The sequence below is a fragment of the Paraburkholderia oxyphila NBRC 105797 genome (genome assembly GCF_000685075.1).
In the GTDB taxonomy this organism is placed as follows: domain Bacteria; phylum Pseudomonadota; class Gammaproteobacteria; order Burkholderiales; family Burkholderiaceae; genus Paraburkholderia; species Paraburkholderia oxyphila.
The window spans coordinates 18,355-44,461 of sequence record NZ_BAYD01000038.1 but is presented as its reverse complement, the minus strand read 5'-3'; the positions used below and the strand labels follow the sequence as shown (position 1 = coordinate 44,461).

Below are 26,107 nucleotides of genomic sequence, written 5' to 3'. Positions count from 1 at the left end.
CGGTCTCGGGCTCATTGCGTCAAAGCTCGCGACGCAGCTTGTCGGCCAGCTTGAGCGCCAGCGCGGCAATGGTCAGCGTGCAGTTCACGGAGGCAGCCGTCGGCATCACCGCGCTGCTGGCGACGAACAGGTTCGAATGGTCGTGCGTGCGGCAGTCGGCATCGACGACCGAATCGGCCGGGTTCGCGCCCATGATCGTCGTGCCCATGATGTGGTTGTTGGGCGCGAAGGTATCGTCGAAGGCGACCTCCGTGCCGCCGAAGAGCGCCGCGATCTGCGCGTAGAGCTCGTGCGTGTTGGCGGCGCTCTTTTTCACGTAGTCGTTGATCGAGTAGTAAATCTCGGGCTGCGGGATGCCGAGCGCGTCCTTGTGCTCGCCCGATGGCAGCACGCGGTTCTGCGGCTCCGGCAGATGCTCGTGGAAGCTGTTGATGTTGAGCGTGCGCGAGGCGCGGTCGCGGATCTCGCGGTCGAGCTCGGCGCCCGTCACGCCGTTCTTGATGAGCGCGGCGGTCACGGCCGGCGTGCCCACGCCGTTCGAGAGATGCAGCTTCTTCGCGGCGTAGTCGGAACGGAATGCGCCGTCGCGGAAATTCACCACCGATGTCATTTCCATCGGCCCGCGCCCCGGCCACAGCGGCTCGTCGGCGAGGAACGTGACGCCCGTGCCCGGGTGATCCATCAGATTGCGGCCCACCTGGTCCGAGCTGTTGCCGATGCCATGCGGGAAAGGATCGCTCGTGGACATCAGCATGAGCTTCGGCGTTTCGATGCCGTTGGCGGCCAGCACGAAGAGCTTGCCCGTCACGCGCGTGCTGTTGCCGTGCGGGTCCTTGTAATGCACCGCGGTGATGAGACCTTTGTTGTCGGCCTCGATACGGTACACCACCGCCTCGGGCACGAGCTGGGCGCCGGCGCGCTCGGCCTTGTCGGCGTGCACGACGCCGTTGTACATCGCGGCGATCGGGCAAATGGGCATGCAATTGTTGTTGCCACAGCAAGTCGGGCGCGCATCGTAGGGGCGGCTGTTGCGCGCGACCGGCTCGGGCACCACGCGAAAGCCGTTGGCATTGAGCACGTCGCTAAAGCGCTGATCCATGTACGAGAGCGGCAACATGCTCATCGGATAGGGCTTCGAGCGCGGCGAGCCCAGGTCGTGCTGCGCGGGATCCGGTCCCGAGACGCCCAGCTCGGTTTCGGCGGCCAGGTACCACGGCTCGAGCGTCTCGTACGGATACGGCCAGTCGCGGCCCACGCCGTACTGCGTCTTCAGGCGAAAGTCGGCGGGCAGGAGGCGCCAGGCCGCCGCCGCCCAGTGCCACGTGGTGCCGCCCACGAGCCGCAGATATTGCGAGTTGTACGGATAGTCGCCCTTCTGCACGAGGTAGTCGTTGGCCGGCGAGTATTCGGGATGCGGCGCGAACGGCGCGGAAGGATACGGCGTCGCGAAGTCGGCCTTGGCCGGCGAATTGCGGAAGTTCTCGACGATCTGCCAGCGCGCAAGACGCGGCCCTGCTTCGAGCAGGATCACCGATGCGCCGGCCTGGGCCATCTGGTACGCCACCAGACTGCCCGCCACGCCGGAGCCGACTACGACTACGTCGGCAGATTGCTTGATCGCCATTGTCGTCCCTCGTTATTCTGGCTTGCTTGCGTAGTGTGAGGACCGGGCGCGGCCTGCCGGGATCCGCTGCCGCCGCGCGCCGCGGTTGCGGCGGCGCACGACGGCGGCGGTGCGAGAGGCGGCACGCGCAAGGTCTCGCGGAAGCGTTCACGCGCCGCTGTCGGCCGGCCGGTGGACGCGTGCACGAGGTTCGCACGCGGCCCCGGCCAGCCCGCGCCGCGCGCGAGCCGCCCCGCCAACTGCTTTAGTTCCTGGCCGCGGACATCGCAGCCACCGTCGTGGCCGGCATGTCCGCAGGTTTCTTTGTCCAGTAGAACGGCACGTCGCGGCAATACGACGGAATCGTCAGCACGTCGCTGACCGGATCGAACATCAGCGCTTTCTCGTAGGCCAGCACCTGCACGTTCGGCATCTCGCCTGCGAGCCCGAGGTACCACGCGCGCATGATGTCGCCGACGCTCGAGGCGAGCTCCGGCTGATCGGCCTTGAGCGCGGCCGTGACGGTGTCCGAAGGCACGCCGCCGTGCGATTTGAGCCATGCGTTGAGCGCGCCCACGTTCTGCTCGAACTGGCTGCTCGCGCGCGCGAGCGCGGCGTAGATGCGCTGGCCGAGCACGGCATCGAAATGCGTGCGGCCGGTCAGGTGCTGGGAGAGTGCGATAAAGGCGGCGTAGCCGCTTTCCGCGGCCGCGGCGCTGGCGGCCGGGTCGGCGGCTGGGGTGGCGGCGAACGCATCGGCAATGCCGAAAGCGGATTGTGCACCGCGCCTGCCGGCCAGCGCGAAGGCGAGCGTCGCGGCAGTGGCGCAAGCGAGCGTCACGAAACGGCGGCGGCCCGCGTGCTCGACAGGGTCGTCGGGCTCGCCGGCGCCCGGCTGCGCCTCCGTATGAGCGGCGCGGCAAGCGGCCTGATCGTGCGATAAGCGAGCGCGCGCGAGGCGGTCATGGGGCGAATGAGCGGTCCCGTCCTGCTGCGTCACATCGGTCATGGATACTCCTGACGAAGGGTCTATCCCGCGCGAGCGGGACTACACACTTGCCGCCGTGACCGGCGACGATGCATACGGGAAAAGTTTGCAATCTTGCTCAAACATGCACGTGTCAAATCCCTTTCCGTATGAAAGGTGCGGATGACACGTCGCGCATGCAATATAGCGTCTCCTGACCCGATTCGACAAACCGTAAGCGCCGATGCCCGAAATAACGCCACATCGGCGAGCCCGTTAAAATCGCTGCAACATTGCGCCCCCAAACTCTCGATCGATGCGATGAACGCATGCACGCCACGGCGCCGATCCCGCCGCGCCCGCGCTCGCCTTCCCCGACCGCAAGCTCGAGCCGAATTACTGGGACTTCCTGTACTTTTCCTTCACGATCGCGTGCGCGTCGCGAACCGCCGACGTCGGCCTGCGCGGACGCAGCGCGCGGCGCGGCGTGCTCGCGCAATCGATTCTCTCGTTCTATTTCAACGTTGCCGTGCTCGGCCTGTGCGTGAACATCGCCGCGAGCATGGTGGGCAACTGACCCATTGAGCGCCTGCTAGCGCCCGGCCTCGGGCACATGCCTTGCTGACCCTCTACGTGCCTGGACGCCACGTGTCGCCTGCGTGGCTTCCGGTTTGGCTCCGGCCAGCTATTGCACTACTCTGAACAGGGCGTGCCGCGCGTATTGCTTGCGTGGCCCGCTCCGGCAGCCCACGGGCAACGTGATCGCATCCGGTGTCATATCGGCCTTGCATCCACGTCGCCCGACGAATCTGGAATACGACCGATGGAAGCTCCCCACGCCTATGCGCCGCGGATCTATTTCGTTCATTCCGTTCTCGTCGGATCGCTCGACGCGTGGCCTGCGCAATTCGCGCATGCCGCGTCGCTCGGCTTCGACCATGTCCTGATCGGCGCCTTGTTCGCGCCGGGCGCCTCGGGCGACGACCGCATCGTCGCCGATCACACCCGCTTGCATCCCGCCTTCGGCACGCAGGAAAGCGTGGACGACGCGTTGCGCCTGCTCGCGGCCGCCGCGCGCACCCGCGGCATCACGCTGCTAGCGGACCTCACGCTCGACCGCAGCGCCGCGGACGGCAGGCTCTACACCGGGCATCCCGAATGGTTCCATCCGTTCGAGCCCGAGGATGCGCGGCTCGACCCGCGCCACGGCCATCGCGACGCGAACGTGGCCTATGCCGACTTCACGCGCGCGGGCGCGCCGCTCGCCGTGTGGTGGACGCAGCTCGCAAGCCGGCTTGCCGATGCGGGCATCGGCGGCTTTCGCATCGACTCGCCGCATCGCGTGCCGGCCAACGTGTTACGCGCGATCTTCGATGCGGTGCGGGCGAGCCATCCGCAAACGCGCTGGCTCGCAGCCACGCCCGGCCTCGCGCGCGAGGACCTCGCACAGCTCGAGGACGCGGGCTTCGACGCCGCCTTCACCTCCTTGCGCTGGTGGGACTTTGCGTCGAGCTGGCTCATCGAGGAGCACGCCGTCATGCGGCGCGTGGGCTCGCCCATCGCGTTTCCCGAGGCACCCTATGGCCCGCGCCTCGCCCACGACCTCGAAGGCGCCGGTGACGCGCGCGCAGTCGAGCGCGCCTATCGACGCATGCTGCGCGCGGCGACGGCGCTCGGCACGGGCTGGCTCGTGCCGATGGGCTTCGAATACGGCATGGACGAAGCGATCCATCACGGCGCGCCGGGCGGCGATCCGCACGCCGGGCACCATGGTGGCCAAGCACCTGGCGTGCACACATGGGAAGCCGCGAAAGCGCGTGCGCCGCTCGATCTTTCCGCCGATATCGCGCACGCCAACGCGTTGCAGCGCGAGACGTGGACGCTGCAGACCAACGGCGAGCTGCGCGCGCTCAACGGTCCCGGCGCGCCGGTGGTCGCCCTGCTGCGCGGCGATAGCGCTGACCTGCGCGAGTCCGGCGAAGCGCTGCTCACGCTCGTCAATCCCTCGCTCGCGGCGCCCGTGCGCGTGAACATGGCGCGCCTGCTCGACGGCGTGCCCGGCGCTTTCACGCGCTTCGCGCCGCTCGACGCGCAGACGCTGCGCGGCGCGCGCGACCCGGCCGCGCCCGCGCCTCACGACGCGAGCGCCGTGCCCGAGACCTTCACGCTGCCCGCGGGCGCGTGCTGGATGTTCAGTGCGCTCGCGAGTCCGATGGTCACGCTCGCGCCGCCCGAAGACCTCGCGAAGTCGCCCACGAGCGGCCACAAGAGCGTGCTCGAGGCCATTGCCGCGCCGCGCATCGCCATCGAGAGCGTGTCGCCCTCGGTCGATCATGGCCGCTTCGTCGTGAAGCGCGTGGTGGGCGAGCGCTGCGAAGTGCACGCCGCGATCTTCGCCGATGGCCACGACCGCATCGACGCGGCCTTCCTCTGGCGCGCCAGCGACGAGAACGCCTGGCACGAAGCGCCGATGACGCCGATGCAGCCCGCCGGCACCGACCTGTGGAGCGGCCACTTTCCGCTCGAACGCGTGGGCCGCCACGAGTTCGTCGTGATCGCCTGGCGCGATGACTTCGCCTCACTCGTCGATCATCTGCAGAAAAAGCGCGCGGCGCATCAGCCGGTCGACCTCGAGCTCGAAGAGGCGAGCCGCCTGCTCGCGCTCGTGCTCGCCACGGCGGAAACGTCGGACGCCGACGAGCACGAGAGCCAGTCCGGCGAGCATGCACGCACACGCGACGCACTCGATGCGCTCGTGAAGCGCTTCGTGGGCGCCGACACCGAAACGCGCTGCGCGCTGCTGGCCGCGCCCGCGACAGCCGCCGCCGTGCGCGCCGCGCGCCATCGCCCGTTTCTCGCGCGCGACACCCAGGTGCAGCGCGTGGACGCCGAGCGCAGCGCCGCGCGCTTCGCGAGCTGGTACGAGATCTTCCCGCGCTCGATGAGCGACGACGAATCGCGCCACGGCACCTTCGACGACGTGATCGCCAAGATGCCGCGCATCCGCGACATGGGCTTCGACGTGCTGTACTTCCCGCCCATTCATCCGATCGGGCTCGCCAACCGCAAGGGCCGCAACAACGCGCTCACCGCGCAGCCCGGCGAGGTGGGCAGCCCCTACGCGATCGGCGCGGCCGAAGGCGGCCACACTGCCGTGCATCCGCAGCTCGGCACGCTCGACGATTTTCGTCGCATGGTGGCGGCCGCGCATGAAAACGGCCTCGAAATCGCGCTCGATTTCGCGATCCAATGCTCGCCCGACCATCCGTGGCTCAAGGCGCATCCGGGCTGGTTCGCGTGGCGGCCCGACGGCACGCTGCGCTACGCGGAGAATCCGCCCAAGAAGTACCAGGACATCGTCAACCCCGAGTTCTACGCGCACGATTCGAAGCCCGACCTGTGGCTCGCGCTGCGCGACGCGATCCTGTTCTGGGTGGACCACGGCGTGCGCATCTTCCGCGTCGACAATCCGCATACGAAACCGCTGCCGTTCTGGGAATGGATGATTGGCGACGTGCGTGCGCGGCACCCCGACGTGATCTTCCTCTCCGAGGCCTTCACGCGCCCGCGCCTGATGTACCGGCTCGCCAAGCTGGGCTTCTCGCAGTCGTACACGTACTTCACGTGGCGCGAGTCCAAGCGCGACTTCATCGACTACCTCACCGAGCTCACGCAGACCGAGGTGCGCGACTTCTATCGGCCCAACTTCTTCGTCAATACGCCCGATATCAATCCGCGCTATCTGCAGGGCGGCGCGCGTTCGAGCCACTTGATTCGCGCGGCGCTCGCCGCGCTGCTCTCGGGCCTGTGGGGCGTCTACAGCGGCTTCGAACTGTGTGAAGCGCGCGCATTGCCCAACAGCGAAGAATATCTGGACTCCGAAAAGTATCAGCTGCGCGCCTGGGACTGGGAGCGGCCCGGCAACATCGTGCCGGAGATCGCGGCGCTCAACCGCATCCGCCGCGCGAATCCCGCGCTGCAGACGCATCTGGGCATCACTTTCCTGCCCGCGCACAGCGACGCCATCCTGTGCTTCGAGAAAGCCACGCCCGCGCGCGACAACGTCGTGGTCGTCGCGATCAACCTCGACCCGTTCGCCGAGCAAGGCGCCGACTTCGAGCTATCGTGGACGACCTTCCAGCACTGGCAGATCGACGATCACGCACGCCTTGCTGTCGTCGACGAAATGACCGGCGAGCACTTCGAATGGCAAGGCCGCTGGCAGCACGTGCGGCTCGATCCGCACGCGCGGCCGTTCGCGATCTGGCGCATCGCGCCCATCGACGGCCTGCCGCGCGAGGTGCCACCCGCAGAGCCGGCCGACGAGCTGCATGTCGAAGGCCACCCCGAACTGGATCAGGACTTCCCGCCCGGAGGAGCGACATGAAACGCGATCCCGCCTCCCATGAGACGCCGCCGCAGGCTGAAGCGCCCGTCACGCACGACCCGACCGCGGAGGACACCGACGCCCTGGCCGAGCACGAACGGCATGGCACGCAAAGGCGCGGCAAACCCTCGCTGCTGTCCGACGATCCGCTCTGGTACAAGGACGCGGTCATCTATCAGGTGCACGTAAAGTCGTTCTACGACTCGAACAACGACGGCGTGGGCGACTTCCCGGGCCTGCTCGCGAAGCTCGACTACATCGCCGCGCTGGGCGTGACGGCGATCTGGCTGCTGCCGTTCTATCCCTCGCCGCGCCGCGACGACGGCTACGACATCGCCGATTACCGCAACGTGCACCCCGACTACGGCCAGCTCGCCGACGTGCGCCGCTTCATCCAGGAATCGCACGCCCGCGGCATCCGCGTGATCACCGAGCTCGTCATCAATCACACGTCGGACCAGCACCCCTGGTTCCAGCGCGCCCGCCGCGCGAAGCCCGGCTCGAACCACCGCAACTACTACGTGTGGTCGGACACCGATCAGAAGTACCAGGGAACGCGCATCATCTTCATCGACACCGAACCGTCGAACTGGACGCACGATCCCGTCGCGGGCGCCTACTACTGGCACCGCTTCTATTCGCACCAGCCCGACCTCAATTTCGACAACCCCGCCGTACTGCGCGAAGTGCTGCACGTGATGCGCTTCTGGCTCGACATGGGCATCGACGGGCTGCGTCTGGACGCGGTGCCCTACCTCGTCGAGCGCGAAGGGACCAACAACGAGAACCTGCCCGAGACGCACGCGATCCTCAAGCAGATCCGCGCGACCATCGACGAGCATTATCCGAACCGCATGCTGCTGGCCGAAGCGAACCAGTGGCCCGAGGACGTGCAGGAATACTTCGGCCAGGAAGACGAATGCCATATGGCGTTCCACTTCCCGCTGATGCCGCGCCTCTATATGGCGATCGCGAGCGAGGACCGCTTCCCGATCATCGACATCATGAAGCAGACGCCGGACCTGCTGCCGAGCTGCCAGTGGGCGGTGTTCCTGCGCAACCACGACGAGCTCACGCTCGAAATGGTTACGGACTCCGAACGGGATTATCTGTGGAACACCTATGCGAGCGACCGGCGCGCGCGCCTGAATCTCGGCATCCGGCGGCGCCTCGCGCCGCTCATGGAACGCGACCGCCGCCGCATCGAACTCATCAACTCGCTGCTGCTCTCGATGCCGGGCACGCCCGTGATCTATTACGGCGACGAGCTCGGCATGGGCGACAACATCCACCTGGGCGACCGCGACGGCGTGCGCACGCCGATGCAATGGTCGTCCGACCGCAACGGCGGCTTCTCGCGCGCCGACCCCGAGCAACTGGTCCTGCCGCCGCTGATGGGCTCGCTCTACGGCTACGACGCCATCAACGTGGAGGCGCAGACGCGCGACCCGCATTCGCTGCTCAACTGGACGCGCCGCATGCTCGCCACGCGCCGCGCGAAGCAGGCGTTCGGGCGCGGCTCGATCCGCTTCCTGCGGCCCGCCAACCGCAAGATCCTCGCGTATCTGCGCGAGATGCCGGGCGAGCCCGCGATCCTGTGCGTGGCGAATCTCTCCCGCGCGCCGCAGGCCGTCGAGCTCGATCTCTCCGAGTTCGCGGGCACGGCGCCCGTGGAAATGACCGCCGATTCGGTGTTCCCGCCCATCGGCCAACTGCCCTATCTGCTCACCTTCCCGCCGTACGGCTTCCTGTGGTTCCTGCTGTGCCCGAGCAACGAGCGCCCCTCGTGGAGCCAGCCGACCTCCGAGCAACTGCCCGAATTCGTGACGGTCGTGATCCGCGAAGGCCAGACCGGCGCCACGCCCGAGAACGTGCGCCTGCTCGAATCCGAGGTGCTGCCCTCGTGGCTCTCGCGGCGACGCTGGTTCGCCTCGAAGGACAAGGCCTTGCGCGGCGTGAAGCTCGCCGCGCTCACGACCATCCACGGCGCGGGCTTCGCGTTCACCGAGCTCGAGGCCGAGCTCGCCGACGGCACGAGCGAGCGCTACCTGCTGCCCATCGCCATCACCTGGGGCGCTGACACCACCACGCCGCTGCACATCCAGCTCGCGCTCTCGCGCGTGCGGCGCGGGCGCACGATCGGCTACCTCACCGACGCGTTCTCGCTGCCGTGGTTCGCCTACGGCATGCTGCGCAAGCTGCACGAGCGCGCGGCCGTGCCCACGGTGCAAGGCAGCACGATCCGCTTCGAGCCCACCGAGCGCCTCGCCGAACTCGATCTCGGCGAAGAGCCCGAGGTCCGCTGGCTCGCCGCCGAGCAGAGCAACAGCTCGCTCATCGTGGCGGAGACGATCGTGCTCAAGCTCGTGCGCCGGCTGATCGCCGGCGTGCATCCCGAGGCGGAAATGAGCCGCTACCTGACGACGCTCGGCTACGCGAACACCGCGCCGCTCTATGGCGAAGTGGTGCGCGTGGATCCGCAGGGCGTGCCGCATACGCTCGCGATCCTGCAAGGCTATATCGACAATCAGGGCAATGCGTGGGACTGGGCGCTCGACTATCTGCGCCGCACCGTCGACGAACTGGCGCTCGCCGCCGACGATGGCGACACCGGCGACCAGGCGCACGAAGAGGAAGTGATGCAGAACTACGCGTCGGTGATCGGCGTGATCGGCAAGCGTCTTGGCGAGCTGCATGCTGCGCTCTCCACGCCGACCGACGACCCGGCCTTCGCGCCCGAACCCGCGACGCGCGAGGACGTCGGCCAATGGATCGCCGATACGAAGACGATGCTGGCCACAGCGCTCGACATCGTGGCGCAGCACACGGGCGAGAACGTTCACACGCTCGACGACGACGCGCGCGAGCTCGCTCGCAGTCTGGTCGAGCGCCGCGACCTGCTGATGGCGAAGGTCGAAGAACTCGTGCCGCTCGATGCATCGACGTTGCGCATCCGCATTCATGGCGATTTCCACCTGGGCCAGGTACTGATCTCGCAGGGCGACGCATACCTGATCGACTTCGAGGGCGAACCCGCGCGATCGCTCGACTATCGGCGGGCGAAGCAATGCTCGCTGCGCGACGTCGCGGGCCTGCTGCGCTCGCTCTCCTATGCGGGCGCAGCGGCGCAATCGAGCACGGAAAGCGCGCCGCAGCAGATCGCCGAGCGCAAGCATGCGCTGTTCGAACGGTTTCGCGGGCATGCCGCCGAGACCTTCCTCAGCCAGTATCGCGCGGCCGTCTCCCAAGCCCCGCTCTCGCTCGTGAGCGCCAGCCACGAGCAGGCGCTGCTCGACCTGTTCCTGATCGAGAAGGCGGCCTACGAGATCCGCTATGAGGCCGCCAACCGGCCCAGCTGGCTTGCCCTGCCGATCCGTGGGATGGCCGCGCTCGCGAGCCGCGTGCTCGGTCCCACGCCCACACAAACGCAAACGCATGCGCATCCGCATACGGGAGGAAGCGGACATGGCTGAACGCTCGCCCGACGCCGCCCTGCATCAGAACGACATCGACGCGCTCCTTCACGGGCGGCACGCCGATCCTTTCGCGGTGCTCGGGCTGCACTGGGTCGATGGTGCGCCGTACGTGCGCGCGTGGTTGCCGAACGCCACGCAGGTTCGCGTGCTCGCGCGCGACCGCGCCCATACGCTCGCCGGGCTCACGCTCGTGCATCCCGCAGGGCTCTTTGCCGGACCGCTCGCGGAGGCCGTGCCGTACCGGCTCGAAATCGACTGGCATGGCGTCACGCAGGAAATAGAGGATCCCTACTCATTCGGCCCGCAGCTTTCCGGCGACGCGCTGCACCGGCTCGCCGACGGCGACCCCTACGCCGTGCTCGAATGTCTCGGCGCACGACCGCTCATCTGCGAGGGGGTGCCCGGCGTGCGCTTTGCGGTATGGGCGCCGAATGCGCGGCGCGTCTCGGCGGTGGGCGACTTCAATTCATGGGACGGCCGCCGCCATCCGATGCGGCTGCGCCACGAAGCCGGCGTGTGGGAGCTGTTCATTCCGCGCGTGGCCGCGGGCGCGCGCTACAAGTACGAGATCCTCGGCGCACGCGGCGAGGTGCTGCCCCTGAAGGCCGATCCGTGCGCATTCCAGACCGAAGCGCCGCCCGCCACCGCCTCGGTGGTCGCGCCCGTGGAGGCGCTCGACGACTTCGCCTGGCACGACAGCGAATGGCTGCAGTCGCGCGCGCAAAAGCAGAACGCGCGCGCGGCCATGTCGGTCTATGAAGTACATGCGCCGTCATGGCTCCCCACGCACGGCGCGGACGCTCCCGCGCCCGACTGGCAGGCGCTTGCCGAGCGCCTGATCCCCTACGCGCAAGGCATGGGCTTCACGCACCTCGAATTGCTGCCGGTAGCCGAGCACCCGTTTGGCGGCTCGTGGGGCTATCAGCCGCTTTCGCAATTCGCGCCAACGGCACGCCTTGGCTCCCCGCTCGATTTCGCGGCCTTCGTGGACCGCGCGCACGAGGCCGGCCTCGGCGTGATCCTCGACTGGGTGCCCGCGCACTTCCCGAACGACGCGCATGGCCTCGTCGACTTCGACGGCACCGCGCTCTACGAGCACGCGGACCCGCGCGAGGGCTATCACCCCGACTGGAACACGATGATCTACAACCTCGGGCGCCGCGAGGTGAGCGCGTTCCTGATCGCCTCGGGGCTCGCGTGGCTGCTGCGCTATCACGTCGACGCCCTGCGCGTGGACGCCGTCGCCTCGATGCTCTACCGCGACTACTCGCGCGCGCAGGGCGAATGGGTGCCGAATATCCACGGCGGACGCGAGAACCTCGAATCGATCGCCTTCCTCAAGCGTCTCAATCACGAAACGCAGTACGTGCCGCAGCGCCCCGGCGTGATCACCATCGCCGAGGAATCGACGGCCTGGCCCGGCGTCACCGCGCGCCCCGAGGACGGCGGCCTCGGCTTCCAGTTCAAGTGGAACATGGGCTGGATGCACGACACGCTGCACTTCATGCACGAAGACCCGATTCACCGCCGCTATCACCATCACGAGATGACCTTCGCGATGGTCTACGCGTGGTCCGAGCGCTTCGTGCTGCCGCTCTCGCACGACGAAGTCGTGCACGGCAAGGGCTCGCTGCTCGGCAAGATGCCGGGCGACCGCTGGCAGCGCTTTGCGAACCTGCGCGCATACTTCGGCTTCATGTGGGGGCATCCGGGCAAGAAGCTGCTCTTCATGGGCGGCGAGTTCGGGCAGATGGCGGAGTTCGACCACGACGGCACGCCGCACTGGGACCTGCTCGACGACCCGCTGCATCGCGGCGTGCAAACGCTGGTGCGCGACCTGAACCGGCTCTATGCGGGCGAGAGCGCGCTCTACACGCTCGACGCGGAGCCGGGCGGCTTCGAATGGCTCATCTCCGACGACGCCGAAAACAGCGTGCTCGCGTGGCGGCGCGTGGACGGCTCGGGCCGCGAGATCGTGGTGGTCTGCAATTTCACGCCGGTGCCGCGCCAGGGGTACCGGATCGGCATGCCGCAACCGGGCCAGTGGGAGGAAGCGCTGAACACCGACGCCGAGATCTACGGCGGCTCGAACATGGGCAACGGGGGCCTCGTGTGCACGGAGCCCGTGCAAAGCCACGGCAAGCCGCAATCGGCGGCGTTCGTCCTGCCGCCGCTCGGCACACTGATACTGCGCCTGCGCCGCTGATGAAATGATCGCGCCAGCATACCATCAGGAATCCGATGCAATAGAAAAAACACGACAAGGAGCATCGACATGGCTAACGGCCTGCGCGAGCGGCTGCTGCCCGGCACGCCCTACCCGCTGGGCGCGACCTGGGACGGGCTCGGCACGAACTTCGCGGTGTTCTCGGCGCACGCGTGGCGCATCGAGCTGTGCCTGTTCGACCCGACCGGGCGCAAGGAGCGCACGCGCTACACGCTGCCCGAATGCACCGACGAAGTCTGGCACGGCTATCTGCCGGGCGCGCACCCCGGCACCGTCTATGGACTGCGCGCGCACGGCCCCTATCAGCCGCATCACGGCCATCGCTTCAACCCGTACAAGCTGCTGCTCGACCCCTACGCGAAGCGGCTCATCGGCCAGTTCCGCTGGTCCGACACGCTCTACGGCTACCGCGTGCATTCGAACCGCGGCGACCTCTCGCTCGACCGCCGCGATTCGGCGCCCGCCATGCCCAAGGCCGTGGTCAGCCACGACGCCTTCGACTGGTCGCGCGACGTGCGCCCCAATACGCCGTGGGGCAAGACCGTCATCTACGAAGCGCATCTGCGCGGCATCTCGATGATGCGCCACGACCTGCGCTCGCACACGCGCGGCACCTTCGCGGCACTCGCCGCACCGCGCTTCATCGACCATCTGCACAAGCTGGGCGTCACCGCCGTGGAGCTGCTGCCCATGCAGGCCCTGCTCACGGAACGCTTCCTCTTCGAGCGCGGCCTGCGCAACTACTGGGGCTACAACCCGGCAGCGTACTTCGCGCCCGAGCCGTCGTATCTCTCGGGCCACGACCCCGACGAAATGCGCATCGCCGTGCGCCAGCTTCACGCGGCCGGCATCGAGGTGTTCCTCGACGTGGTTTACAACCACACCTGCGAGAGCGGCGAAGTCGGGCCGACGGTCTCGTGGCGCGGGCTCGACAACGCCAGCTACTACCGCTGCGTGCCCGGCGACGAGCGCTACCTGATCAACGACACCGGCTGCGGCAACACGCTCAATCTCGCGCATCCGCGCGTGCTGCAGATGGTGGCCGACTCGCTGCGCTACTGGGTCAGCTCGTACGGCATCGACGGCTTCCGCTTCGACCTGGGCGTCACGCTCGGCCGCGAAGCGCACGGCTTCGATTCGGCCAGCGGCTTTTTCGACGTGCTGCGCCAGGACCCCGTGCTCTCGCAGGTCAAGCTGATCTCCGAGCCGTGGGACGTGGGGCCGGGCGGCTATCAGCTCGGCAATCATCCGCCGGGCTTCGCGGAATGGAACGACCGCTTTCGCGACAGCGTGCGGCGCTACTGGCGCGGCGACCCGGGCCAGCGCGCCGATCTCGCCGCGCGCCTCACGGGGTCGGCCGATCTCTTCGACAAACGCACGCGCCGCCCCTGGGCCTCGCTGAATTTCGTGACCTCGCACGACGGCTTCACGCTCGCCGATCTGGTCTCGTACGAACATAAGCATAACGAAGCAAATGGCGAGGACAACCAGGACGGCCATAACGAGAACTGGAGCGCGAACTGGGGCGTGGAAGGTCCGACCGACGATCCGACGATCCTCGACACGCGCGCGCGCGTCGCGCGCTCGATGCTCGTGACGCTGTTCATCGCGCTCGGCACGCCCATGCTGCTCGCCGGCGACGAGGCCGGCCGCACGCAGCTCGGCAACAACAACGCCTACTGCCAGGACAACGAGATTTCGTGGTTCGACTGGACGCTTGCCGCAACGCCGCAAGGCGAGGCGATGACCGCGTTCGTCGCGCGCGCAATCGCACTGCGCCGGGACCACCCCGTGCTGCGGCAGACGCATTTTCTGTTCGGCGACCGCGACGTGCTGCCGGGCGTGCACGACATCGACTGGTTCGACGAGCACGGCGAGCCGCTCTCGCCCGAAGCGTGGCAGGACCCCGAGGCGCGCGCGTTCGCGGTGCGGCGCGCGGGGCCGGGACTCGACGGCGAAATCGAAGTATTGTTGATGATGCTGAACGCCTCGGCGCACGCGGTGGCGTTCACGGCTGCCGCGCCGCACTTCACGTGGTCCGTGCTGCTCGACAGCGCGCATCCCGAGGAATCGCCGCACGCATTGCCCGACGTGAAGCTGGAAGTCGCCGCGCACGCGCTCGTGGTGTTGGGCGCGAGGCCAGCGCGCCACGGCGAGCCCGCCGCGACGCACGCGCCGGCTTCCGGCGCGGCAAGCAATGAGGCGAGCGGCGCGCCGAAAGGCGGCGAGACGCCGCCACCCGACCCGCGCCAGCCGGGCGCAGCACAGGCAAACGCCGACAAAGGCGCACAAGACGACCGCTGAACAGGACTCCAGGAACCGGCCATGGCCACGCTTACGCATGATCCGCACGTCCGCCACTACATGCATTGCCTGCCGTTCGGCGCGCAGTTGACGGGCGCCGCGCACGCGCAGCCGCACACGCGCTTTCGATTCTGGGCGCCCTCGTGCGACGCCGTGCAGGTGGTGTTCGAAAACGGCGCCTGCGCGCCACTGGACATGACGCCCACGGGCAACGGCTGGTATGAAGCCCAGGCACAGTGCAGCTCCGGCACGCTGTACCGCTATCGCCTCGACAACGGGCAACTCGTTCCCGACCCCGCTTCGCGTTTTCAACCCCAAGGCGTGCACGGGCCGAGCGAGGTGCTCGACGCGCGCGGCTACGGCTGGCAGCACGCGCACTGGCAGGGGCGCCCGTGGGAAGACACGGTGCTCTACGAATTGCATGTGGGGGCGCTGGGCGGCTATCGCGGCGTCATGAAGCGCTTGCCCGCGCTCGCCGGCATCGGCATCACCGCCATCGAGCTGATGCCCCTGAACGACTACCCGGGCGAGCGCGGCTGGGGTTACGACGTGGTGCTGCCCTATGCGCCGCACGCGGCCTACGGCACGCCCGACGAGCTCAAGGCGCTCGTCGATGCGGCGCACGGTCTGGGCCTGCAGGTGTTTCTGGACGTGGTGTACAACCACTTCGGCCCCGACGGCAACTGGCTCGGCCACTACGCGAAGCCGTTCTTCAAGGCGGGCAAGCGCACGCCCTGGGGCGACGCGCTCGATTTCGCGCGGCCCGAGGTGCGCGACTTCTACAGCGACAACGCGCTCTACTGGCTCACCGAATACCGCTTTGACGGCCTGCGCATCGACGCGGCCCACGCCATCGACAACCCCGAGTGGCTGCGCGAGCTTGCCGATCATGTGCATGCGCGCGTGGAGCCGGACCGCCACGTGCATCTCGTGCTGGAAAACGAGCACAACGAAGCGAATCTGCTGGAGACGCACTTCGACGCGCAATGGAACGACGACGCGCATCATGCGCTGCACGTCATGCTGACCGGCGAATCGGAGGGCTATTACCGCGCCTTCTCCGACGCGCCCATCCACCAGCTCGCGCGCGTGCTCGGCGAAGGCTTCGCGTACCAGGGCGATCCCTCGCCCGTGCATGCGGGCAAACCGCGCGGCGAGCGAAGCGCGCATCTGCCGCCCACCTCGTTCGTGATGTTCCTGCAGAACCATGATCAGATCGGCAACCGCGCGCTGGGCGAGCGCCTGCGCGCCCTGAGCGACGACGGCGCCTTGCGCGCGGCCACGGCGCTGCTGTTGCTCTCGCCGCAGATTCCGCTGCTGTTCATGGAGGAGGAGTACGGCTCGACACAGCCGTTCCAGTTCTTCACCGCCTTCGAAGGCGAGTTGGCCGACGCGGTGCGCGAAGGCCGCCGCAAAGAATTCGCGGCGTTCAGCGCGTTTCACGAGGCGGCAAAGCGCGCGCAGATTCCCGATCCGAACGACTTGCAGACGTTCGTGAATTCGTCGCCGCCGGCCGATGCACCGCTCGACGACGAACGGCGCGCATGGATGCATTTCTACAAGTCCGCGCTCACGGTGCGCGCGCGTCTGCTGATGCCGCGCCTGCGCGATGCGCGGCCGCTCGGCGCGAGCGTGCTCGCCGACGACGCCGGCAACAGCGTGAATGCGCTCGTCGCGCGCTGGCGCCTCGCCGACGGCGAAACCTGGACGATCGCGCTGAACCTGAGCCCCGACGGCGTGCGGCTCGATGCGCAACCCAAAGGCATGGTTGTCTTCGAAACGCCCGAGCGCGCGCGCGATTACACCGACAACGGCGTGCTGCCCGAAAGCGCCTGCGTGGCGTGGCTCACCGGCGCGGTGCCCGAGTACGCGCTGCATCACGACGCACGCGTGATGCAGCGCGAGGAGCCGCTCGCATGAGCACCGCGCGCCGCAGCGAGACGCTTGCGGGCCTCGCGCAACGCGCGGGCTTCGAAGTCGAGTGGACCGATGCGCGCGGCGCCGTGCAGCGCGTGCCCGACAGCACGCTCGCCGCGCTGCTCGAATGCGCGGGCCTGCCGTGCGCGAACGCGACCCAGTTGCGGCACAGCGCCTCGACGCTGAACGCGGAACAGTCCTCGCGCCGGCTGCCGCCGCTCATCACCGCCGAATACGAGAGCGCGATCGAGCTGCCGTCTTCGGCGGTGCGCACGGGCAGCCACTATCGCATCGATCTCGAGAACGGCGAGCACATCGAGGGCCGCTTCACCGCGCCGCGAGACGCGCCCGCGCTGCTCGCGCCGCTCTCCGAGCCCGGCTATCACACGCTCACCGTCCACGATCACCGCCTGACGATCGCCGTCGCGCCGCCGCGCTGCCACACCCTCGACGACGCATGGCGCGCACGGCACGGCAACGAAACCGGCCCGAGCGGCTCAGGCTCACGCGTGCCGCCGCTCTGGGGCAGCGCCGCTCAATTGTATGGACTCCGACGCAATGGCGACGGCGGCATCGGCGACTACAGCGCGCTGGCCACGCTCGCCACTGAGCACGCCCGGCACGGCGCACACGCGCTCGCGGTGAGCCCCACGCATGCGATGTTCAGCGCCGAGCCGGGCCACTTCAGTCCGTACTCGCCCTCCTCGCGGCTCTGGCTCAACGTCGCGCATATCGATCCAGCGGACGTGTTCGGCGCACAGGCCGCACACGAGGCCTGCATCGCCGCCCACGCCGTCGACATCGCGCGCGAACTCGAAGCACTGCCGCTCATCGACTGGCCGCGCGTGGTGCGGCTCAAGCTCGCGGTGCTGCGCGTGCTCTTCGATCGTTTCGACAGCACCGAGCGCACGAGCGATTCGCCGCGCGCCGCGGCGTTCGACGCGTTCTGCGCGCGCGGCGGCGAGGCGCTCGAAGACCACGCGCGCTTCGAGGCGCTCCAGGCGGCCATGCTCGAGGAGCCCGGCGGCGCGCGCCACTGGCAGGACTGGCCCGCGCCCTTGCGCGACCCGCGCAGCGCGGAAGTCGCGAGCTTCGCCACGGCGCACCGACGTGAAGTGGATTTTCACCGCTTCCTGCAATGGCTCGCGGCCGAGGGCCTCTCGCGCGCCCAACGCGAGGCGCGCGAAGCCGGCATGGCGGTCGGCCTCGTCGCGGATCTCGCCGTGGGCTGTGACGGCGCCGGCTCGCAGGCATGGGCTCAGCCCGACGACATGCTGCAGCGCGTCTCGGTGGGCGCGCCGCCCGACCTCTTCAACCAGGCCGGACAAAGCTGGGGCCTCACCACCTTTTCGCCGCGCGCGATGCACAACACCGGCTTTCGCGCCTTCATCGACATGCTGCGCGCCGCGTTCGCGCATGCGGGCGGCGTGCGCATCGACCACATCCTCGGCCTGCGGCGCCTGTGGCTCGTGCCCGCGGGCGAAAGCGCAAAACACGGCGCGTATCTGCGCTATCCGTTCGACGATCTCGTGCGCCTCATCGCACTCGAGTCGTGGCGGCACCGCGCCATCGTGATCGGCGAGGATCTCGGCACCGTGCCGCCGGGCTTGCGCGAGCGGCTTGCCGCGCACGGGCTCTACGGCATCCGCGTGCTGTGGTTCGAGCGCAAGGACGGCGCGTTTCTCGCGCCCGCGCGCTACGACCCGAACTGCGTGGCGACCACCACGACGCACGATCTGCCGACCGTCGCGGGCTGGTGGCGCGGCACCGACATCGACTGGCGCAACCGCGTCGGGCAGATGCTGGCGCGCGCGGACGGGCGCGACCCCGTCGCACTGGAGCACACCCAGCGCGCCGCCGACCGCGCAGCGCTCTGGCTCGCGCTGCAGGACACCGGCTTCGCGCCGCGCGACGCCGCCGAGCCTTCACCCGAGGACGCGCCGGTGGAGGGCGCGCTCGGCTACGTGGCCGCGAGTGCGAGCCCGCTCGTGACCTGCCCGCTCGAAGACCTGCTCGGCCTCGCCGATCAACCGAACCTGCCGGGCTCGATCGACGAGCACCCGAACTGGCGCCGGCGCCTGCCACTGCCCGTCGACGCCCTGTTCGCCGATCCCGCGTTCGCCGCGCGCGTCGGGACCGTGGTGCGGGCGCGGGCGATGGCCGAGGCGGCCGATCAAATGGGAGCCCAAGCAGGAGATCAAGCGGGCAGTGAAGCAAGCGCCGCTACCGCCAGCCGCTCCGGTCACTCCGGTGGCGCCGGCGGCCCCGCGAGTCCTGGCGGCGCGCCCGCCGCACCCGTAGCGTCTCCGGTTCGGCCCGCGCCATGACCTTCCCGCGCGCCACGCTGCGTCTGCAGCTCCATCAGGGCTTCACGTTCGACGACGCGCTGGCCCAGCTCGACTATTTCGCCGCGCTCGGCGTGAGCCATCTCTACCTCTCGCCCATCACGACCGCGCAGCCGGGCTCGATGCACGGCTATGACACCGTCGACTACGGCACGGTAAGCGAAGAACGCGGCGGCGAAGCAGCGCTTCGGCGCCTCGCCGACGCGCTGCATGCGCGCGGCATGGGCCTCGTCGTCGATCTCGTGCCCAACCATATGGGCGTGGGCGGCGCGCACAACGCGTGGTGGCTCGATATTCTCGAATGGGGGCGCCACAGCGCATTCGCGCGCCACTTCGACGTGGACTGGCACTCGCCGGACCCGGTGCTGCGCGGCAAGGTGCTGATGCCGTTCCTCGGCGCGCAATACGGCGAGGAACTCGCGGCGGGCCGCATCGCACTGAAGTTCGACGCGGCGCTCGCGCGCTTCTTCGTGCAGTACGGTCCGCACGTCTGCCCGATCTGCCCGATCGATTACGCGACGCTGCTGCAGTCGGCCAGCCATGCGAGTCTCGACGCGCTCGCCGCGCCGTTCCAGGGCCTCACCACGCAGCCCGACGACCAGGCGCGCGCCGCCATCGCACGCGATGCGCTGCGCGCCTTCGTCGAGCGCGAGGGCACCGCTGCGATCGACTCCGCGCTGCAGTCCTGGTCCGGCGCCGATACCGTCACGCGCGAGCGCCTGCATCGCCTTCTTGATCGCCAGCACTTCCGCCTTGCATGGTGGCGCACCGCCACCGACGAAGTGAACTGGCGGCGCTTCTTCGACGTAAGCGCACTCGCGGGCGTGCGCGTAGAACGCCATGACGTATTCGAGGCCGTGCACAAGCTCGTGTTCCGCCTCTACGCCGAGGGCGTGATCGACGGTCTGCGCATCGATCACATCGATGGACTCGCCGACCCGCGCGAGTATTGCGAGCGGCTGCGCCAGCGGCTCGTTTCGTTGCGTGCGCAACCACCGTACCTCGTCGTCGAGAAGATTCTCGCGCACGGCGAGCCGTTGCGCGAAGACTGGCCCGTGCAAGGCACGACCGGCTACGACTTCATGAACGACGTGGGCGCCCTGCTGCACGACCCCGCTGGCGCCGCGCCGCTCGCCGAGAGCTGGGCCGCGATCTCGGGGCAGGACCGGCCCTTCGCGCGCATCGCGCTCGACGCGCGCCGCGAGGTGCTGGCCGCGTATCTCGCGGCGGAGCTCGATCACGCGGCGCGCGCGCTGCACCGCATTGCCCGCGAGCAGCCCGCCACGCGCGACTTCACCTACGCGAGCGTGCATCGCGTGGTGGCGCAGCTTGCCATGCACTTCCCCGTCTATCGCATCTATCCGGTCAATGGTCTGCGCGGCCCGGAGGACAACCCCTGGTTCGATCTCGCGTTGCAGGCGGCTCGCCAGGCCCTGCCGCGCGCGAGCCTTGCCGCGCTCGATCATGTCGATGCGTGGCTCGGCGCGCGTGCGCCGGACGCCGAGAGCGGCAACGGCGCGAAGCCCGCGCGGGCGGCACAGGCAAGCGCCAACGCTGGCACGCGGCCAGGCAACGGCTCGGGCACGTCAAAGCACGTCGCGCAAAATCCCCCCGCCGCCCCGCTAAGCCACGCGCTCATCGCGCAGCGTACGGCACTCACGCTCTTCTCTCAGCTCACTGCGCCGCTCGCGGCGAAGGCGACCGAGGACACGGCGCTCTACCGCTACGGCCGGCTGCTTTCGCGCAACGAAGTGGGCGCGGACCCGGACGACTTCGCGCGCAGCGTCGAAGAATTTCATGCGGGCAACGCGCTGCGCCAGCGGCGTTTCCCCTATGCGATGCTTGCCACGGCCACGCACGACCACAAGCGCGGCGAAGACGTGCGGGCGCGGCTCGCGGTGCTCAGCGAAATCGCCCCGGAGTGGAGCGCGACGCTGCGCGCGTGGTCGACGCTGAACCAGCCGCACCGGCGCAACGACGCGACGCCGCCGTCATCGTCGGGAAGCATGGCGGGGGAATGGGCCCCCGGCCCGGCCGCCGAGGCGATGCTCTATCAAACGCTCGTGGGCTGCTGGCCGCCCGAGCTCGACGCCGGCGACGAAGCGCGCGTACGCGAGCTTGCCGAGCGAGTCGCGCAATGGCAATTGAAGGCGCTGCGCGAGGCGAAGCTGCGCACGAACTGGCTCGTGCCCAATGAAGCCTACGAATCGGACTGCCAGGCATTTCTCTTCGACATTCTCGCGCCGCAGCGACGCGGCGGGTTTCTGCAGGCGCTCGCCACCTTTGTGGCGCGCATCGCGCCGGCCGGCGCGGTCAATACGCTGCTGCAGACCGTGCTGCGCCTGACCTCGCCCGGCGTGCCCGATCTCTATCAGGGCACGGAGCTATGGGATTTCAGCCTCGTCGATCCCGACAACCGCGGGCCTGTGGATTTCGCGTTGCGCGCGGCAGCACTCGATCAAGACACGCCCGCCGCCAAGCTTGCGCACTGGCGCGACGCGCACGTGAAGCAGGCCTCTATTGCACGGCTGCTCGCGCTGCGCGCCCGCGCGCCGGAGCTGCTGCGCGAGGGCGAGTACTGGCCGCTGGAAGTGCGCGGGGCGCTGGCCGCCCACGCGCTGGCCTTCGCGCGCCGGCACGGCAATACATGGGCCGTCGTGATCGGCACGCGGCATGCGGCAGCGCTGCTGGAAGGCGATCTGCCGCTCGTCGAGTCCACGCGATGGGACGATACGGCGGTCGTGTTGCCGAAGGGGTGCCCAGCCGCGGATCTGCACGACTGGCTGAGCGACGCGAAACGCGCCGCAACGAAGCATGATCAGGACAACGTGCTTTATCTGCGCGATGTGCTGAGCGCAATGCCTGTTGCGGTGCTGTCGAATCTCACACCAGCCTGAACCGCGCCCACCGGGCCGCGCCTGGAGCAAGGCATCAGTCCGACCTCAGTAAGCCTCAACCGCCCTCGTCCTCCAGATCCTTCGGGTACACGCGCACGAGCACGATGCGCGGCCCCTTCATCTTCTTAACAACGATGTCGAAACGGTCGAACTCGACGCGCTGCCCCTCGGTGGGCAGATCGTTGAGCGCGTGAATCACGAGGCCGCCCACCGACTCCGCGCGCCCTTCGTCGATATCGATGCCGAGCGCCTGCTCCAGCGACACCACGGGCAGGCTGCCGCGCCCCATGAGCGTGCCGTCGTCCATGCGGGTCCAGTCGGTATCGGCCTGATGGAATTCGTCGTGGATCTGGCCCACCAGCGCGCCGAGCAGATTGTCGAGCGTGAGGAAGCCGCTTGGCCGCATGCCCTTGCGCCCGACCAGCGCGAAGTGCGGCGCGCCCTTGCGAAAGCGCCGGAACAGGGCGAGCGCGGGGGCCTCGGGTTTCACGTACTGCACCGGGCGCACGAACTTGCCGAGATCGTCGAGCGCGTGGCCCGCCTCGCGCGCGAGCAGCAGATCCTTCAGGTGAATGAGGCCCGCCACGCGCTCGCCCGAGGCGTCCTCGAAGAGCGGATAGCGGCTGAAGCGGTGGCGCGCGACGATCTGCATGTTCTCGGCGAGCGACAGGTCGCGGCGCAGGCCCACCATCTCGTGCGCCGGGCGCATGAGGTCCGAGACGCTCAGGCGCGAGAAGTCCAGCGAATGCGCGAGGGCGTTCCATTCGTCTGCACTGTAGGCGCTTCCCGCGCCGCCCGTGCTTGCGATACGCGCCGTGCGCTTCGCACGCGCAGCGTTCGCAGCAGCGCTGGCCGAGCCGTTGGCGCGCGCCACGCCGCCCGCCGCCGCGTGGCCGTAGGCGAGAGCGCGCGCGTCGGCTTGCGCGCGTGCCTCGTGCAGCGCCTCTTCCTGCGCCGCGGCACGGCGGCTGCGCAGGATCAGCTTGAGTTCGTCGGTCGAGTAATGCGCCTCGGCGCCATGATCCGCCGAGAGACCGGCCAGCCGAAGCACAGCGTTCGCACTCGAATTGAGCGCCCAGATGGCCGGGTACATCGTCCAGTAAAAGCCGTACAGCGGCGCGGCGGCCCACAGCGAAATCTTCTCGGCTTCGCGAATCGCGAGCGACTTGGGCGCGAGCTCCCCCACCACGATATGCAGGAACGAGATCGCGGTGAAGGCGAACACGAGCGAGATGCCGTGGATCAGCTCCGGCGAGCGCACGCCCACGAGATCGAAGACCGGCTCGAGCAACTGCGCGAAGGCCGGCTCGCCAATCCAGCCGAGGCCGAGCGAAGCGAGCGTGATGCCGAGCTGGCACGCGGAAAGATAGGCGTCGAGCTGGCCATGGACCTTGCCGAGCAAACGCCCGCGCAAGCCGTGCTGAGTCGCGAGGCTTTGCACGCGCGTCGCGCGCAGCTTGACGAGACCGAACTCCGCCGCGACGAAGAAACCGTTGAGGGCAACGAGCAACAGCGCGCCGGCGAGAGCGATAACCTGAATCAAGAGAGGGGGCTCCGGAGAAAACGAAGCCCTCAGTATAAGGGTGAAAGAATCTCGTAAGACGCGGATGGGCTGGACAGGTCGCCATCCGGCAGGGGCTGCGCGCGTTGCGCGTGCGGAGCGCTCACTCAGGTCCCGCTGATCGGCACGCTGAGCGTGAGCGAAGCGGCCTCGCCCTCCACGAGCGGCCGCGCCTCGAAGCGCCCGCCGTGCGCCTCGGCCACGCGCTGGCACAACGCGAGCACCCACGCGCAGCGGCCCGCCTCCTGCGGCTCGCACGCCTGTGCGCGGGCGAACGGTTCGAGCAGGTGCGGCAGCGCCGCGTCGGTGAGCGCTTCGCGGCTCGCCTGCCAGTTCACGTCGAATTGGGTAGCCGTGGCCGTGGTGCTCACGTTCAGCGAGACCGCCGCGCCCGCTGCGCTCGCCTCCGTCGCGAACGCCAGCATGAGCCAGAGCGCCTGCCCGATGCGCTCGCGCGCGGCATCGAGCGTCGCGCCGGTGGGCGTGCCCTGCACGCCGACGCTCACGCCGCGCGCATCGGCGAGCGCGCCGCGCGCCTCCTCCACGGTCTCGTCGATGAGCGAGTCGAGCGCGAACGGCGCGCGCTCGACGTGCAGCTTGCGCGTCTCGGCGCGCGTCGTATCGACGAGCGTTTCGAGCAGTTGCACCTGCTGCTCGACGCCGGTGCGGATGCCCGCGAGCGCACGCTGCGCGGCGGCGTCGGCACTGTCGATCTTGCGCTCGAGCACGTAGGCCCAGCTATGGATTGCGTTCAGCGGACTGCGCAAGTCGTGCGAGACGCGCGAGAGCACGTGGTCGCGCATGAACAGCGCGGCTTCGGCACACAGGCGTGCCGTGCGTTCGCTTGGGGTGGGTGATGTGGACGACATCGAATTCCTCTTCTTTCGCCCGCCTCGGGCGGGTCGGCCCCATTTTATAGGCAGCGGCGCGAATAGCGGCGACGTTGCGGCGGCAGCCATGCGCGCCGCGCGCCATCTCGCCCCGGCTCGCGCCACCGGACGCCGATACGCGCGCATGCGCCGTGCCCGCGTGGTGCCGGCGCAATGCGAGCACACGGTGGGCACCAGGCATGCTCGCTTCGGGACGCCGGACCGGCAGCCACGCACACGGCCCGCGCGCCTCGCGCGGCCTGCAAAGCGCCTACAATAGCGCTTTTCCCCTTTCCGATTCAGGAGTGTTCCATGTCTATCGTGACCACCGCATCCGGCCTCAAGTACGAGGACCTGACCGAAGGCACCGGCGCCGAGGCGAAGGCCGGCCAGACCGTCAGCGTGCACTACACCGGCTGGCTGACGGACGGCCAGAAGTTCGATTCGAGCAAGGACCGCAACGACCCGTTCGCCTTCGTGCTGGGCGGCGGCATGGTCATCAAGGGCTGGGACGAAGGCGTGCAGGGCATGAAGGTCGGCGGCGTGCGCAAGCTCACGATCCCGCCGCAACTCGGCTACGGCGTGCGCGGCGCGGGCGGCGTGATTCCGCCGAACGCCACGCTCGTGTTCGAAGTGGAACTGCTCGACGTCTGAGCGTTGCTGCGCTCGCGCGCTGCTTCGCGCCGCTTCGTCCCGCAGGCATCGTCCGCCATGAATTCCCCGCACTCCACTCCCGTCAACGCGCCCGGCGTCGCCTTGCGTTGCTATGGCGCAATCGAGGAAACCGATCTGCACGATTTTCACCAGATCGTGCTCGGGCTCGACGGCGAGATGGTGATGACGGTGGACGGTGTCGGCGAGCGCATCGACCAGCATTCCGCCTGGCTGATCCCGGCCGGCGCACGGCACGACTATGCGGGCATCGGCGAGAATCGCCAGCTCGTGCTGGACTTGCCTGCCGCCGCGCTCGCGGTGCCCGAGCGGCTCTTCGACACGGCGCGCGCCGTGCGCATCGACCCTGCGCTCACGCAGCTCGTGCGCGAGATCGCGCAGCGGGCCGCATGGGCCGCACAGTCCGCCAGCGCGAGCGAAAGCACCGGCTCGATGCGCGCGCGGCGCTTTCATTGGGACGCCTCGACACAGCTGTGTGCCGCCGTGCTCGCGCAAGCGGGCCTCGCCGGCAGCGACGCCTTCGAGGCCGCCGCGGGCCTCGACTTCGCCCGCATCGACCGCTGGCTGCGCGCGCATCTGGCAGAGCCGCTGCGCATCGCCGATCTGGCCGCCCATTGCGGCTTTGGCATGCGGCGCTTTCATCAGCTCTTTATCGAAGCGTTCGGCGAAACGCCGCATCGCTATCTGCAGCGCCTGCGCCTCGACACCTCGCTCACGCTGCTCGCCGATCCGCGCCACTCGCTCACGCAGATCGCCCTCGATGTGGGCTTCGGCGACCAGAGCGCGTTCACACACGCCTTCACGCGGCGTTTCGGGCTGGCGCCCGGGCAGTGGCGCGCATTGCCTGCGCACCAGGAAACACCATCCAGCGTGTGATCAAGC

Annotated in this window: 13 protein-coding genes and 1 pseudogene; 10 read left to right on the top strand and 4 right to left on the bottom strand. The window is 68.9% G+C overall.

All coding sequences use genetic code 11. From position 1 onward, the window contains the following. Window positions 1-19: 19 nt before the first annotated feature. The gene (locus BO1_RS22935) at window positions 20-1,624 is read right to left on the bottom strand and encodes a GMC family oxidoreductase (protein WP_028219552.1); all 1,605 of its coding nucleotides are present in this window, start codon (window positions 1,622-1,624) and stop codon (window positions 20-22) included. Between the two features lie 244 nt (window positions 1,625-1,868). After that, window positions 1,869-2,612: a sugar dehydrogenase complex small subunit gene (locus BO1_RS52300; RefSeq protein WP_084688125.1), complete on the bottom strand. Its 744-nt coding sequence runs from the start codon at window positions 2,610-2,612 to the stop codon at window positions 1,869-1,871. 313 nt (window positions 2,613-2,925) lie between these two features. Here BO1_RS52300 and BO1_RS52295 point away from each other — a divergent pair. The 8 genes and pseudogenes from BO1_RS52295 to treY all read left to right on the top strand — a co-directional run. Beyond that, a pseudogene (locus tag BO1_RS52295) lies at window positions 2,926-3,147 on the top strand (DUF1345 domain-containing protein); the annotation flags it as partial. A gap of 246 nt (window positions 3,148-3,393) precedes the next feature. Beyond that, on the top strand, window positions 3,394-6,957 hold the full coding sequence (locus BO1_RS52290) for an alpha-1,4-glucan--maltose-1-phosphate maltosyltransferase (protein ID WP_043285979.1): 3,564 nt from the start codon (window positions 3,394-3,396) through the stop codon (window positions 6,955-6,957). Beyond that, complete coding sequence (gene treS / locus BO1_RS22915; protein WP_028219551.1) at window positions 6,954-10,430, top strand: maltose alpha-D-glucosyltransferase; 3,477 nt, start codon at window positions 6,954-6,956, stop codon at window positions 10,428-10,430. The genes BO1_RS52290 and treS overlap by 4 nt, the downstream gene beginning before the upstream one ends. Further along, entirely contained in the window at window positions 10,423-12,639 is a 2,217-nt protein-coding gene (gene glgB / locus BO1_RS22910) for a 1,4-alpha-glucan branching protein GlgB (RefSeq protein ID WP_028219550.1), read from the top strand. The genes treS and glgB overlap by 8 nt, the downstream gene beginning before the upstream one ends. Window positions 12,640-12,708: 69 nt before the next feature. Beyond that, complete coding sequence (gene glgX / locus BO1_RS52285; RefSeq protein ID WP_084688124.1) at window positions 12,709-14,964, top strand: glycogen debranching protein GlgX; 2,256 nt, start codon at window positions 12,709-12,711, stop codon at window positions 14,962-14,964. A gap of 21 nt (window positions 14,965-14,985) precedes the next feature. Beyond that, the gene (treZ, locus tag BO1_RS22900; protein ID WP_028219549.1) at window positions 14,986-16,884 is read left to right on the top strand and encodes a malto-oligosyltrehalose trehalohydrolase; all 1,899 of its coding nucleotides are present in this window, start codon (window positions 14,986-14,988) and stop codon (window positions 16,882-16,884) included. Next, the gene (malQ, locus tag BO1_RS52280; protein WP_063744700.1) at window positions 16,881-19,208 is read left to right on the top strand and encodes a 4-alpha-glucanotransferase; all 2,328 of its coding nucleotides are present in this window, start codon (window positions 16,881-16,883) and stop codon (window positions 19,206-19,208) included. Before treZ ends, malQ begins: the two co-directional genes overlap by 4 nt. Then, entirely contained in the window at window positions 19,205-22,123 is a 2,919-nt protein-coding gene (gene treY / locus BO1_RS22890) for a malto-oligosyltrehalose synthase (RefSeq protein WP_028219548.1), read from the top strand. Before malQ ends, treY begins: the two co-directional genes overlap by 4 nt. 55 nt (window positions 22,124-22,178) lie before the next feature. Here treY and BO1_RS22885 read toward each other — a convergent pair whose 3' ends face one another. Together BO1_RS22885 and BO1_RS22880 are read right to left on the bottom strand one after the other, a co-directional pair. Further along, the gene (locus BO1_RS22885; protein ID WP_028219547.1) at window positions 22,179-23,666 is read right to left on the bottom strand and encodes a hemolysin family protein; all 1,488 of its coding nucleotides are present in this window, start codon (window positions 23,664-23,666) and stop codon (window positions 22,179-22,181) included. Between the two features lie 125 nt (window positions 23,667-23,791). Further along, window positions 23,792-24,553, bottom strand: coding sequence for a sensor histidine kinase (locus BO1_RS22880; protein WP_028219546.1), 762 nt, complete (start codon window positions 24,551-24,553; stop codon window positions 23,792-23,794). A 312-nt stretch (window positions 24,554-24,865) separates the two neighbouring features. Here BO1_RS22880 and BO1_RS22875 point away from each other — a divergent pair, with 312 nt between their 5' ends. Both BO1_RS22875 and BO1_RS22870 read left to right on the top strand, forming a co-directional pair. Then, window positions 24,866-25,207 (top strand): FKBP-type peptidyl-prolyl cis-trans isomerase, encoded by a 342-nt coding sequence (locus BO1_RS22875; RefSeq protein ID WP_028219545.1) that lies wholly within the window; start codon window positions 24,866-24,868, stop codon window positions 25,205-25,207. A 57-nt stretch (window positions 25,208-25,264) separates the two neighbouring features. Next, a complete protein-coding gene (locus tag BO1_RS22870; RefSeq protein WP_028219544.1) occupies window positions 25,265-26,101 on the top strand; it encodes an AraC family transcriptional regulator in 837 nt (278 codons plus the stop codon). Window positions 26,102-26,107: the final 6 nt, after the last annotated feature.

Excerpts from the sequence above, each read along its gene's own strand:
- treS (WP_028219551.1), top strand. The coding sequence starts at position 6,954 with ATGAAACGCGATCCCGCCTCCCATGAGACGCCGCCGCAGGCTGAAGCG.
- BO1_RS22875 (WP_028219545.1), top strand. The coding sequence starts at position 24,866 with ATGTCTATCGTGACCACCGCATCCGGCCTCAAGTACGAGGACCTGACC.
- glgX (WP_084688124.1), top strand. The coding sequence starts at position 12,709 with ATGGCTAACGGCCTGCGCGAGCGGCTGCTGCCCGGCACGCCCTACCCG.
- glgB (WP_028219550.1), top strand. The coding sequence starts at position 10,423 with ATGGCTGAACGCTCGCCCGACGCCGCCCTGCATCAGAACGACATCGAC.
- BO1_RS52290 (WP_043285979.1), top strand. The coding sequence starts at position 3,394 with ATGGAAGCTCCCCACGCCTATGCGCCGCGGATCTATTTCGTTCATTCC.
- BO1_RS22935 (WP_028219552.1), bottom strand. The coding sequence starts at position 1,624 with ATGGCGATCAAGCAATCTGCCGACGTAGTCGTAGTCGGCTCCGGCGTG.
- BO1_RS22870 (WP_028219544.1), top strand. The coding sequence starts at position 25,265 with ATGAATTCCCCGCACTCCACTCCCGTCAACGCGCCCGGCGTCGCCTTG.
- treZ (WP_028219549.1), top strand. The coding sequence starts at position 14,986 with ATGGCCACGCTTACGCATGATCCGCACGTCCGCCACTACATGCATTGC.
- BO1_RS22880 (WP_028219546.1), bottom strand. The coding sequence starts at position 24,553 with ATGTCGTCCACATCACCCACCCCAAGCGAACGCACGGCACGCCTGTGT.
- BO1_RS52300 (WP_084688125.1), bottom strand. The coding sequence starts at position 2,612 with ATGACCGATGTGACGCAGCAGGACGGGACCGCTCATTCGCCCCATGAC.
- treY (WP_028219548.1), top strand. The coding sequence starts at position 19,205 with ATGACCTTCCCGCGCGCCACGCTGCGTCTGCAGCTCCATCAGGGCTTC.
- malQ (WP_063744700.1), top strand. The coding sequence starts at position 16,881 with ATGAGCACCGCGCGCCGCAGCGAGACGCTTGCGGGCCTCGCGCAACGC.